This window comes from Hyphomonas chukchiensis (assembly GCF_000682695.1).
GTDB lineage: Bacteria > Pseudomonadota > Alphaproteobacteria > Caulobacterales > Hyphomonadaceae > Hyphomonas > Hyphomonas chukchiensis.
The window spans coordinates 454,421-466,035 of the sequence record NZ_AWFG01000001.1 but is presented as its reverse complement, the minus strand read 5'-3'; the positions used below and the strand labels follow the sequence as shown (position 1 = coordinate 466,035).

Here is an 11,615-nt window from a genome sequence, read left to right as displayed (position 1 = left end):
GTGTGAGAGTGTGAGGCTCTCAACAGCGAGTCTGGCTTCCTGCGCATGAAATGGGCACCCTTTTTAGTATCCGGAATCTTCCTGTTTGGCGGCTTTGCGTCGGCCGAGGGCCCGCAGGTTACGCGGATAAGCCAGTTCTCCGGCAAGGCCGTGCCGCGCTTTGAAGTGTTGAAATTTGCCGCAGTGAACGGTCGCAAGGGGCCAAGCCGGGATCAGGAAATCCTGTGGCGCTACGAGCGCAAGGGGTTGCCGATGTTGATCATCAAGGAAAGCCGCGACTGGCGGCGTGTGCGTGACCCGTCTGGCGATGAAGTTTGGGTGCATGCGCGGATGCTGGAGCCAGGCGCGGCGGCGATGGTGCAGTCAGCGACTGTGATACATGAGACGGCTGACGCGGCGAGCCCTGAAGTCGCGTCACTTGAGGCTGGCGTGCTGGTGCGGCTGGGCGATTGCGAAGTGAAATGGTGCGCGGTTGAGGTGCAGAATTTCCGTGGCTGGGCCCTGCGAGAAGCGCTCTGGGGCGCGGATACGGGCGAGGCAGGTCTGTAATTCAGGGTAGCTCAGGCGGTTGACAAGCCGGGCCGGTCACTGTGGTTAAGCGGTTACGCCAAATTCCAGGAGAATCCGCGATGTCCGGTCCCCATGATTACCACACCCCGAAGTCCAGCTATACGAAGGCTGACTTGCTCGAATCGGGCAAGGGCGGGTATTTCGGGCCCGGCAATGCGCAGCTGCCTGCGCCGCCAATGCTGATGATGGACCGGATTACCGAGATCAGCATGGATGGCGGTGTCTACGGCAAGGGGCATGTCATCGGTGAGCTGGATATTGATCCGAGCCTGTGGTTCTTCGCATGCCATTTCCCGGGCGATCCGGTCATGCCGGGCTGCCTTGGGCTCGATGCGATGTGGCAGGCCGTTGGCTACTGGCTCGGTTGGTCCGGTAGCCCCGGCAAGGGCCGTGCGCTGGGCGTGGGCGAGGTCAAGTTTACCGGCGAAATCACGCCGGATTGCAAGCTCGTGCGCTACGAGATCGACATTCACCGCGTGCGCCGTGGCAAGCTGGTGCTCGGCATTGCGGACGGCAAGGTGTTCGTCGACGAGCGCCATGTCTACACGGCCAATGACATGAAGGTTGGCCTGACCGTTCCGGGCCAAGCAACGCCGGTCTAGGATCCGCAAGAGCCATTCTGAACCTTTGAGTGCAGGCCACACCCATGGGTCGGTTGAGCGGCGGGACGCTTGACGGTTTGACCGTGTCCGCCTAGCCCGTAGGGCAGAAAAACAGCCAATGAGGAGGCCCGCATGGCCGAAGAATGGAACCTGCCGTCCGGTGACCTGATGAAGGGCAAGCGCGGCATCGTCATGGGCGTCGCCAACCAGAACTCGATTGCCTGGGGCATTTCCAAACAGCTGGCCGCGCAGGGCGCCGAGATTGCCTTCACCTATCAGGGCGAGACGCTGGAGCGCCGTGTGCGCCCGCTCGTCGAGAGCATCGGCATGGACATGATGATCCCGGCTGACGTGACCGACGATGCGAGCATGGACGCCGCTTTCGCCGAGATCAAAGCCAAGTGGGGCAAGATCGACTTCCTCGTTCATTCGATTGCCTTTGCCGGCAAGGATGAGCTACAGGGCTCGATGGTGGCCAACACCACGCGCGAAGGCTTTCGCCGGGCAATGGATATCTCTGTCTATTCCTTCATCGACTGTGCGCGTCGCGGCGCCGAACTGATGCCGGATGGCGGATCGATCATGTGCATGACCTATCTCGGCGCGGAACGGACCGTTCCGTCCTATAACGTCATGGGCGTCGCGAAGGCCGCCCTTGAGGCCTCGACGCGCTATGCGGCGCGCGACCTCGGGCCCCAGGGCATTCGCGTCAATGCGATTTCGGCGGGCGCCATGCGCACGCTGTCGCTGGCCGGCATCAAGGGCGGCAAAAGCCTGATGGGCACGGGCCGCGACTGGTCGCTGCTGAAGGAAGATACGAGCATGGAAGGCGTCGCTGGCTGCGCGCTCTACCTTCTCTCACCGCTCGGCCGCTCGATTGCCGGCGAAGTGATCCATGTCGATGCAGGCTTCCACGTCGTCGGCGTGCCGGATGCACCGGAGGAATAGGCGTCAGTTCACAATCGTGACGGATGGACCTGCCAGGCGGATCGAGTAGATCATGCCTTTCTTTTCGCCCATCTGGATGCTGAAGGCGGCGAGGTCGACGTCGCCTTTGAGGCCATCAGGCACGATGGCGCCGCGCGGGGTCTGCCTGAACGGCATGTAGGCGTGCCCCGGCGTTTCGGCTTCGAAGTGGCGGAAGGTCCAGTCATTGAGCGAGGGCTCTGCGGTGAGGCTCTGGCCAGCGGCCATGCGAAGCGGCACGTCTTCGCTGAGCGTGCCGGAAAGGCCTGCGAAGACCTGCGTGGCCCAGACGCCTTGCCTGGTGACGACGACGCCAATGGCGACATGCGTGAAATCCGGGTTCAGGATATTGGCGCGGTGGCCCGGACTGTTCATCAAGTTGGCGTGCAGCTGGGGCAGGCTTTTCGAGAAATTGTAGCGGCCCTTCACGATTTCCAGCATGGCGAGGTTTTCGGCCGAGCGCTGCAGGAGGGCGCGGCGATCCAGTGCCGTCAGGCGGTCGCCCGGTGAGCGGCCATCGGGGCTGACATGATCGAAGAAATGATTGGCGGCCATGTCCAGGCTCTGGAAGCGGGCAGGGGCCAGTAACTCCCGGCGGAGCTGCAGCGGCGCAAGGCCATGAGCGGCGCGCTCCTCATTGATGCGAGTCAGGAAGCCGGCCTCCATCTTCACGTCAAACCTGTAGCCGGATGGGAGCTGCGCAAGGCAGGGGCGCACAGTCTCGACATAGTCGGCCGTGCTCTGGCCGCGCGCGCCAAGACGCAAGTCGCAGGCCTGTGCGGCGCTGGCCATGAGAATGCCTGCGCCTGCGAGTGCCAGCCATTTGGACAGGGTTCGCCTCATGCGCGAAAGCCTAGCGGCGCTTAATGGCGTTGCCCAGACTATTACCGCAGCGGAACATTCCCCGTGCAAGCCGGTTGATCCGGAAGATTTAGGCGGACGGGAGGTGTGGCATGCTCATGATGCTGATTGTGGTGGCGGTTGTCTCAGGGGCGCTGGTGGCAGGCGCGGCATGGGGCCTTTACGGCACACTGCCCAAGCCGCTCGAGGGTTTTCTCGTGGCACTCGCAGGGGGCGCACTGATCCTGTCGGTCGTGACCGAGCTGATCGAGCCGTCGATCCAGACATCAACGCTGTGGCTCTCCATGCTGATGACCGCCGTGGGTGCGGCCGTGTTCACGGGCGTCGATTACCTGATCGATGAGAAGTGGAACAGCGACAGTGGGGGCGGTCTACTGGCGGCGATCACGCTGGATGGCGTACCGGAAAACCTCGCATTGGGCGTTGCCCTTATTGGGGCAGAACCCATGGCGGTCGCGGCGCTCGCCGGATCGATCTTGCTGTCGAACTTGCCGGAAGCGGCGGGCGGGGCAAAGGAGATGCAGGAGAACGGGACATCGAAAACAAAGGCACTGATGATGTGGGTTGGCGCAGCGGTCTTGCTGTCAGCGGCGGCCGTGCTGGGTAACCTGCTATTGGAAGGGGCAAGCCCGCATTTTCTGGCGGGGATCCGCTGCCTTGCGGCAGGCGCCGTGATTGCGTCACTGGCAACCGAGGTGTTCCCGCAGGCCTATAAGGAAGATTCCCACATGGCGGGCATTGCCACAGCGCTGGGTTTCATCATGGCGCTTGTGCTCAGCGAGATTGGCTAGAGCTTTGCCCTGTCCGAGAGGACGCCAAGCGAGCGCAGGCGCTCGAGGACAGGGGCCACCATTCGCTCAATGGCCTCGGCATTGGGGCGGACATTGCCATAGGCCGGCAAGCCCTCGTCAGCGATGACCAGATCAGCTTCGAATTTGGCTGGGTGGGTCCAGCGATAATGCGCCGCGCGGACGGTGGACATGTATTGCTCAAGCACACTGTCGACATCGCGGCCGCGATCGATCACGTCGCGCCGGATGCGGCGGGCGAGCCGCAGATCGTCCGGTGTGTCGACATAGACGGAGAGGTCGATCAGGGACCGGATCTTGGGCATGGAGAGGGCGTGGATGCCTTCGAGCAGCAGGATCGGCGCTGGCTCGATGCGGCGTGTCTGATCGCTGCGGTCGTGGCGTTCGTAATCATAGATCGGCTGGTCGACGCCATGACCGGACTTGAGCGCTTTCAGGTCACGGACAAGGTGGTCGACTTCCTTGGAAATCGGGTCGTCATAGTTGACGCCGGCGATGATGGCCTGACGCTCGTCCTCGGTCGTGTAGTCACCGTAATGGCGCATGGGGTGGTAATAAGCGTCCTCGCCGAACATGACGGCCTGTCCGGGCCCGAGATGTTCGAGCAGGGCTTCGGCGAGCGTCGACTTGCCGGAGCCGGAGCCGCCGGACATGGCGATGAGGAAGGCGGACTTACGTTTGGTCATGAGGGCTGCTTAGCGCCAAACAGGCGCATTTTCCAATAGTTCCGGCCTGTTCAACTGTGCAGACATGAAAAGCCCGGCCCCTGTGCAGGGCCGGGCTGGGGGACGCATGATAGAAGCGGGTCTACCGGCCGACGACGAGCGGACCGCGCAGGGCGTATTCCTGGGTGTTGCGGGCCATGTCGAAGGTGACATAGGCCTGCTGGCCGGGCGCAAGCGTGCCGGTCATGTTGGCGCCATAGCCGCGCGCAACGGTTTCGCCTTCAGGCGTTGTGAGGCGCCAGCCGACAGGTTGCACGCCCTTCTCGTCAAATGTTGCCTTGATATCTGCCGGGCCCGACACCTGGATGGGGAGGGGGGATTCAAGGTGGCCATCCACGCGCGCGAAGAGCTGGACGATGTAAGTGCGGCCGTTCGCCTTGGCGATGCCGATGCCTGTATGGGTGAAGGCATCGCGCGTCATGTTGCTGGCATTGACCGGGTCTGCCCGCAGCGCGTTGAACACGGCTTCAGCATCGCCCTCGCCTTCGAGGATGGCAATGTTGGCGCCGGCTGCGCCGATCAGCACAGAGCGGTCCAGCATGCGGACGCGTTCGAGGTGGCCGCGGCCTTCCTTGTCCGTGTGGCCGGCATAGTTGCGGGCGGCCATGTCCATGGCGTGGATGCGGGCAGCTTCTTCGAGCGATGCAAGCGGAATGAGGGCTGGCTCATTGTCGGCAGCCCGAACCGCGTCGGTCGCCTGAATGAGGTCCTTCTCAAGCCCGGCATCCTTGGCGATGCTCGTCGGGGTGCTGTAGCAGGCAGCGACTTCCTGATTGTAGGCCACAGGATCGAGCGGCAGGCCGTCTGCGAGTTCGCAAGTCGACACGGCCGACGCGGGAAATGCGAGCGCCGCAAAGGCTAGCGCCGACACTGACATATATTTGTAACGTGACTGTAACATAACTGTCACATTAGTTTCATGACACTTCCGTGTCAATAAAATTTCATCCGGGTACAGAAAGATGTAGTATTTGCGGCAGGCGATTGGCGGGCTTCGCGCAAAGAAAAAGGGCCACCCCGGAGGATGGCCCTGATCTGATACTTACAAGAAACTGTAAGTCTACTCTTCGCCTTCGGCGCCTTCGAACTGCTTGCCGGTCGCCTGATCGACAACTTTCATCGAGAGGCGAACCTTGCCGCGGTCATCAAAGCCCATGAGCTTGACCCAGACCTTGTCGCCTTCCTTGACCAGTTCCTTAGGATGGCCGATGCGCTCTTTCGCCATTTGCGAAACGTGCACGAGACCGTCCTTCGGGCCGAAGAAGTTCACGAAGATACCGAAGTCTTTCAGGCCAACCACGGTGCCCTGATAGATTTCGCCGACTTCGGCTTCTGCGGTGATTTCCTTGATCATCTTCATGGCTTTTTCGATCGCCGGGCGGTCGAGCGCAGAGATCTGCACTGTGCCGTCGTCGTCGATATTCACCTTGGCGCCGGATTCTTCGACAATGCCACGGATGACCTTGCCGCCGGAACCGATGACGTCACGGATCTTGTCGGTTGGCACTTTCATGATTTCCATCTGAGGTGCGTTTTCCGACAGGCTGTCGCGCGACGTGTCGAGGGCTTTCGCCATCTCGGCGAGGATGTGCATGCGTCCACCCTTCGCCTGCTCTAGCGCCGTTTTCATGATGTCCTTCGTGATACCGGCGATCTTGATGTCCATTTGCAGGGACGTCAGACCTTTCTCGGTACCGGCAACCTTGAAGTCCATGTCACCGAGGTGGTCTTCGTCGCCGAGAATGTCGGAGAGGACGGCCACGCCGTTTGGTTCCTTGATCAGGCCCATGGCGATACCCGAGACAGGACGGGTGACCGGCACGCCGGCATCCATCATGGCAAGCGAGCAACCGCAAACCGTTGCCATCGAGGACGAGCCGTTGGACTCGGTGATCTCGGAGACGAGGCGGATCGTGTACGGGAACTCGGCGTGGTCAGGAAGGACAGCCTGAAGCGCGCGCCATGCGAGTTTGCCGTGACCGATTTCGCGACGGCCTGCGCCACCCATGCGGCCTGTCTCACCGACCGAATAGGGCGGGAAGTTGTAGTGCAGCATGAACTTGGACTTGGACGTGCCGTCGAGACCGTCGATGAACTGCTCATCATCGCTGGTGCCGAGCGTTGCGACGCAGATGGCCTGTGTTTCACCGCGGGTGAACAGCGAGGAGCCATGCGTGCGTGGCAGGAAGCCGGCAATGGCTTCGATCGAACGGACCTGATCAAGGGCACGGCCGTCAATGCGCTTGCCGGTCTTGATGATGTCGCCGCGCACGACGGCAGCTTCGGCTTCCTTGAAGGAGGCCTTGAACGCGTCGCCGGTCATTTCGCCGGGCGCTTCTTCGGTGCCGACGAGGGCCGCTTTGGCCTTGTCGCGGGCAGCGCCCACGGCAGCCTGACGCTCAAGCTTGTCGGTGATTGAGTAAGCAGCCGACAGGTCCTGGCCAACCAGTTTCTGGATGGCTTCGAGCGCAGCGGAGTTATCGTCGGGTTCGAAGTCGAACGGTTCCTTGGCAGCCTTTTCGGCGAGATCGATGATCGCGTCGATAACGGGCTGCATGGATTCGTGACCGGCCATGACAGCGCCAAGCATGACATCTTCGGACAGCTCATAGGCTTCCGATTCAACCATCATCACGGCGTCGGCCGTACCGGCGACAACGAGATCAAGGTCGGAGTCTTCGAGTTCGGCGATGGTTGGGTTGATGACGTACTCGCCATCGATATAGCCAACGCGTGCAGCGCCGATCGGGCCCATGAATGGTGCACCGGACAGGACGAGGGCAGCCGAGGCGCCGATCATGCCGAGGATGTCGGCATCGTTCTCGAGGTCATAGGACATGCAGGTCAGGACGACCTGGACTTCATTCTTGAAGCCTTTGACGAAAAGCGGGCGGATCGGGCGGTCGATGAGGCGCGAGGTCAGCGTCTCTTTATCGGTCGGGCGGCCTTCACGCTTGAAGAAGCCGCCTGGGATGCGGCCCGATGCGTAGTATTTTTCCATATAGTTGACGGTCAGGGGGAAGAAGTCCTGGCCTGGCTTGGCCGACTTGGCGAAGCATGCGGTCGCGAGAACCTGGGTATCCCCATAGGTCACCATGACGGCGCCGTCTGCCTGACGTGCCACCTGGCCCGTCTCAATTGTCAGCGTGCGTCCCGCCCATTCCAGCGACACGGATTGTTTATTGAACATTTCGATTGTCTTTCTTTTCACATACGAAAAGCCCGCCGCGGCCCTATTGCCCGGCGGGCTTGTTTTTCGGACCTAGCGGCGGATGCCGAGTTCCGTGATGAGCGTCGTGTAACGCGCTTCATCTTTGCCTTTGACATAGTCAAGGAGCTTCCGGCGCGTGGCGACCATGGTCAGCAAGCCGCGGCGGGAGTGGTTGTCTTTTTTATTGGTCTTGAAGTGGTCGGTCAGGTTGTTGATGCGTTCCGTAAGGATCGCGACCTGAACTTCCGGGGAACCTGTATCACCATCCTTGATGGCGAATTTCTTGATCAGTTCCTGCTTTTTTTCTGCCGTAATCGACATCGGGTCTCTTTCTGTAAAATCGTCAAAAGACGAAGGTTTTCAATATATTGCGGCCTCGTGGACGCAGGGGGCTTGAGAGAATTCGGGACCTGGTGTCCGCAGCCGGGATGTCGTCCAGCAAGGGATTCAGGGCGATATTCGCCTCAAGGGGCGGCTTATGACGGATTTAGGCCCCTTTGGGAAGGGGGCGGGGTGATATGGGCGGGAGGCCCACAATCAGGCCTTCGGCCCCCAAGAGGGCCATCCAACCTATTCAATGGGGCGCGGTTTCAGATCGCTGGAGGCGATATGCCAGCGTAGCTGTTCCTCCGTCGCGCCGGGCACGTCGTTGACCCGCTTCACGGTGACCGGGCCGACCATGCGGAAGGGCTCCCCGTTCACCATCTCCCCGGTCATGGTGACTTCGGGTTGGTAATAGAGTGAGCCGGCCGCGCCTTCGGTTTCGGCATCCGCGATGTCTATATGGATGGTCTTGTACTGGTGATAGGCGGCAGCGAATTCGGCTTCCGAGAGGCCGCTCTGGGACCCGTTTTCGCCCCACTGGGCCCGCGCCGTCGACCAATCGCCCGCTTCGAGGGCGCTGGCCCAGGTTTGCAGGACGCTTTCGGGGGTGGCGTCGGCGACAGGCGCCTCAGGGGCAGGATTGGTCTGTTCCGGTGCAACCGCGCCCGGCTCTGCCATTGTGGCAGGCTCCGGGGCGGGCACTTCGGTTTCGGGTGGCTGGCAGGCGGCGGCGAGGAGCGCGAGTGTGCAGATGGCGATACGGTTCATCCTATTACTCCTTTCAAGAGTCTCGGGACATCAATCGCCATAGTGCTGACTCGTTCCGCGATCAGGCGCTTTGGGTTTCGCGGATGTTGAATACGCGGACAGGCTCGAAATGACCTGCGCGCACATCGCCGAGGGCGACGGCGATTCCATTGCACGTGGCGAGTGCGAGCCGGTCTTCCTCGTCTGCCGGATTGCGGGCATCGCGCCAGGCCTCAAGGACGTGGGGCATGAGCATGATCGTGCGGCCCTGGCGCAGGCTGGCGGCATCGCCGGAGCTGACGGCCAGATCAGGGATGCCGGTGAGGACAGATTGCAGAGGCTTCAGGGCGGCGAGCAGGTCTGCCTTTTCGGTCATGCCCTGAAGGGCCTCAACCGAAATGGCGTCCGGTGCGGCAAAGGCGCCAACGCGTGTGCGGCGCAGCTGGCTGATATGGCCTTCGCATTCGAGGTCGAAAGCAAGGTCGCGGGCCATGGCGCGGACATAGAAGCCCTTGCCCGAGGTGACGTGCACAACCGTGTGGTCGGCGTCCGGCATGCCGATCACCTTGGCCGAATGGACCATGACTTCCCGGGATTTGAGCTCGAAATCCTCACCTTCACGGGCCAGGTCGTAGGCGCGCTGGCCGTCAACCTTGATTGCGGAGAATTTTGGCGGGACCTGTTCGATGAGGCCAAGATAATTGGCGAGCACCGCTTCGACGGCATCGCGGGTGGGGCGGGCGTCGGATGTGGCCGTGATCTCGCCTTCGGCGTCCTGGCTGGCGGTGGAGACGCCCCAGCGGATGGTGAAGACATATTCCTTCTCGGAATCCATCGCCCACTGGACGGTCTTGGTGGCCTCGCCAAAGGCAATCGGCAGGATGCCATCGGCCAGCGGGTCCAGCGTGCCGCCATGGCCCACTTTCTCGGCATTGTAGAGGCGCTTCAGGATGGCGACCGCTTGCGTGGATGTCATTTCAACGGGTTTGAACAGGTTTAGCCATCCGCTGACCGGATCACCCTTACGTTTTCTTTGACGGGCCAAATTTTTTGTCTCCTGCGGACCCGTGGCGGTTCGAACGCCGACGATCCGTCTCTTGCGGGCATATTCAAAATGAAGGCGCGGCCTTAGGCCGGGCGGCGGCTGGCGTCAACCGCAGAGGCTCAGGATGCGCTCTTTAGCTGGGCGGCCGCCTCTTCCTCGTCGGCGTCAAAGAGGATTTCCGGCTCGTCTGATGCAGGCGCGCGTTCGGGCCGGGCGGGGGGCCTTGCGGAGGGCTGAGCCGATTTGGGCAGTTTAAGATCGACAATATCGAGGTTGAGGTCGAACTCGCCTGTGGTCTCGGTGTCGCCCGTATCCATCTTGTGGCGGACAATGTCGCGGATCTTGATGAGTACATCGCGATTATCGTCAACAATGGGGATCTGCCGGGCATCAGATGTGCCGATGGTGAGGCGGTAATAGGGTTCGCGCCTGCGGATTTTCATCGCGATCATGGCGGCGCGCATGCCCAGGAAGACGCCAAGCAACAGGAGCACACCAGCGATGAACAGGGCAATCGTGCTCGAGGGCTGGTTGGGCATCAGGCCCCACCAGGCCAGCGCTGCCAGCGCGAAGAAGAGGTTGGCCACGCAAAGCGTAGCATGCAGGCGCTGGCTCTGGCGATTACGAGGCATGTCCCAAGGCGCAAATTCCATGGATTCGACGCACATGGTGGCGATGCGGCGTATGGCAATTGTGTCATCGCCCAGCTGCAGCGATGCCGCCGAGATTTCGCCGTGGCGGGCGCCTTCCATATCGAGCGTCTGGCGGTCCATGAGGCCCGTCCCCCTGTCACAAGTCCATTAACGCTCTCAACAGATGGCCGTGATGTCAAATGACAATGCTGATAAGACGCCTGGCAGGCGAGGCTCAGTCTTCGAGATCGCGTTTGACGCGCGGATCGGCCAGAAGGCGGTCAATATGTGTGGCCTCGTCATATGATTTGTCGGCGATGAAGTGCAGCTGCGGCGTGAACTTCATGTCGATCTCGCGGCCAAGTTTGCCGCGCAGGAAGGCGGCTGCCCGGGTGAGGGCCTCTGCGAGCTTGTCGCGGCCTTCCTGGGTGTCGTCGCCCAGCGGTGTGACGAAGACGTTGGCGTGGCGCAGGTCGGGTGAGCAGCGCACCTCGCCTACTGTGATGATGACATTGGCGAGGTCGGGATCGCGCAGGTCTTCCCGCGTGAGGACATCAGCGAGGGCGTGGCGGATGATTTCGCCAGCGCGGAGCTGGCGCTGGGAGGGCATGCCGGCGGAGGCGGGTTTACGAGCCATCAGTTGGGGGCCTTTTCCTGCAGGCGGGTGGTGAATGCGGCGCGGGCCGCCTTGTCCTTGCCGAACCATGCGTCCGGAATGATCAGAGCATCGGCGCCGTTGATGAGCACCGATACATGGCTGCGCGATGTCCGAACGGCTTCAACACAGGCCCAGTCTATCCGGGTCTCGATGCCACCGCGCTTTACGAGGAGGGCTGCATCATCCAGTGAAATGGCCGTTTCAAGCGTCATTTCCGTGCCCCGTCCGAATTTGTGCCGGTAAGACCAGCGGATGAAGATGAGATACCAGCTGATCCCGGCAAAGGCCGCGACAAGCGCCGCGATGAACCATTGCCAGTATTCCGACAGGCCCGCCATGCGCATGGCTTCGCGCACCATGACAGACATGCTGGCCGAAATGATCGGCGCGGTGACCCCGGCGTAGTAGACTGCCGTGGGGCCGACCGATCCGCCGCGTGTGAGACGCGTAAGGCGTCTCACATCT

14 protein-coding genes are annotated in these 11,615 nt (G+C 61.7%); 4 read left to right on the top strand and 10 right to left on the bottom strand.

Annotation, left to right across the window (positions count from 1 at the left end; translation table 11 throughout):
• The first annotated feature begins 45 nt into the window (after positions 1–45).
• From HY30_RS02250 to HY30_RS02240, 3 genes are all read left to right on the top strand, one after another.
• The gene (locus HY30_RS02250) at positions 46–549 is read left to right on the top strand and encodes an SH3 domain-containing protein (protein ID WP_051614659.1); all 504 of its coding nucleotides are present in this window, start codon (positions 46–48) and stop codon (positions 547–549) included.
• Positions 550–629: 80 nt separating this feature from the next.
• Positions 630–1,172 carry a bifunctional 3-hydroxydecanoyl-ACP dehydratase/trans-2-decenoyl-ACP isomerase gene (gene fabA / locus HY30_RS02245; protein WP_034736430.1) on the top strand — a complete coding sequence of 181 codons (543 nt, stop codon included), beginning with the start codon at positions 630–632 and terminating at the stop codon, positions 1,170–1,172.
• 132 nt (positions 1,173–1,304) lie between these two features.
• Positions 1,305–2,120 carry an enoyl-ACP reductase FabI gene (locus HY30_RS02240; protein ID WP_034736427.1) on the top strand — a complete coding sequence of 272 codons (816 nt, stop codon included), beginning with the start codon at positions 1,305–1,307 and terminating at the stop codon, positions 2,118–2,120.
• A 3-nt stretch (positions 2,121–2,123) separates the two neighbouring features.
• On the opposite strand, the gene HY30_RS18975 is transcribed toward HY30_RS02240, so the two are convergent.
• Complete coding sequence (locus tag HY30_RS18975) at positions 2,124–2,981, bottom strand: CAP domain-containing protein (RefSeq protein WP_051614657.1); 858 nt, start codon at positions 2,979–2,981, stop codon at positions 2,124–2,126.
• 110 nt (positions 2,982–3,091) lie between these two features.
• Between HY30_RS18975 and HY30_RS02230 the strand changes: the two genes are divergently transcribed.
• A complete protein-coding gene (locus HY30_RS02230; RefSeq protein WP_034736425.1) occupies positions 3,092–3,790 on the top strand; it encodes a ZIP family metal transporter in 699 nt (232 codons plus the stop codon).
• Here the strand turns inward: HY30_RS02230 and udk are convergent.
• The 9 genes from udk to HY30_RS02185 form a co-directional block, all read right to left on the bottom strand.
• The gene (udk, locus tag HY30_RS02225; protein WP_034736423.1) at positions 3,787–4,494 is read right to left on the bottom strand and encodes a uridine kinase; all 708 of its coding nucleotides are present in this window, start codon (positions 4,492–4,494) and stop codon (positions 3,787–3,789) included. The two genes, HY30_RS02230 and udk, sit on opposite strands and share 4 nt — an antisense overlap.
• Positions 4,495–4,615: 121 nt before the next feature.
• Positions 4,616–5,434, bottom strand: a complete 819-nt coding sequence (locus tag HY30_RS02220; protein ID WP_034736421.1) for a CAP domain-containing protein — start codon at positions 5,432–5,434, stop codon at positions 4,616–4,618.
• A 159-nt stretch (positions 5,435–5,593) separates the two neighbouring features.
• A complete protein-coding gene (gene pnp, locus HY30_RS02215) occupies positions 5,594–7,723 on the bottom strand; it encodes a polyribonucleotide nucleotidyltransferase (RefSeq protein ID WP_034736420.1) in 2,130 nt (709 codons plus the stop codon).
• Positions 7,724–7,795: 72 nt separating this feature from the next.
• Positions 7,796–8,065, bottom strand: a complete 270-nt coding sequence (rpsO, locus tag HY30_RS02210) for a 30S ribosomal protein S15 (protein ID WP_034736417.1) — start codon at positions 8,063–8,065, stop codon at positions 7,796–7,798.
• 249 nt (positions 8,066–8,314) lie between these two features.
• Positions 8,315–8,836 carry a hypothetical protein gene (locus HY30_RS02205; protein WP_051614655.1) on the bottom strand — a complete coding sequence of 174 codons (522 nt, stop codon included), beginning with the start codon at positions 8,834–8,836 and terminating at the stop codon, positions 8,315–8,317.
• Between the two features lie 61 nt (positions 8,837–8,897).
• Positions 8,898–9,860: a tRNA pseudouridine(55) synthase TruB gene (gene truB, locus HY30_RS02200; protein ID WP_034736415.1), complete on the bottom strand. Its 963-nt coding sequence runs from the start codon at positions 9,858–9,860 to the stop codon at positions 8,898–8,900.
• A gap of 119 nt (positions 9,861–9,979) precedes the next feature.
• The gene (locus HY30_RS02195) at positions 9,980–10,633 is read right to left on the bottom strand and encodes a DUF6232 family protein (protein ID WP_034736413.1); all 654 of its coding nucleotides are present in this window, start codon (positions 10,631–10,633) and stop codon (positions 9,980–9,982) included.
• Between the two features lie 94 nt (positions 10,634–10,727).
• On the bottom strand, positions 10,728–11,129 hold the full coding sequence (rbfA, locus tag HY30_RS02190; RefSeq protein WP_034736411.1) for a 30S ribosome-binding factor RbfA: 402 nt from the start codon (positions 11,127–11,129) through the stop codon (positions 10,728–10,730).
• Positions 11,129–11,611, bottom strand: coding sequence for a YcxB family protein (locus tag HY30_RS02185; protein WP_162176879.1), 483 nt, complete (start codon positions 11,609–11,611; stop codon positions 11,129–11,131). The genes rbfA and HY30_RS02185 overlap by 1 nt, the downstream gene beginning before the upstream one ends.
• Positions 11,612–11,615 lie beyond the last annotated feature (4 nt).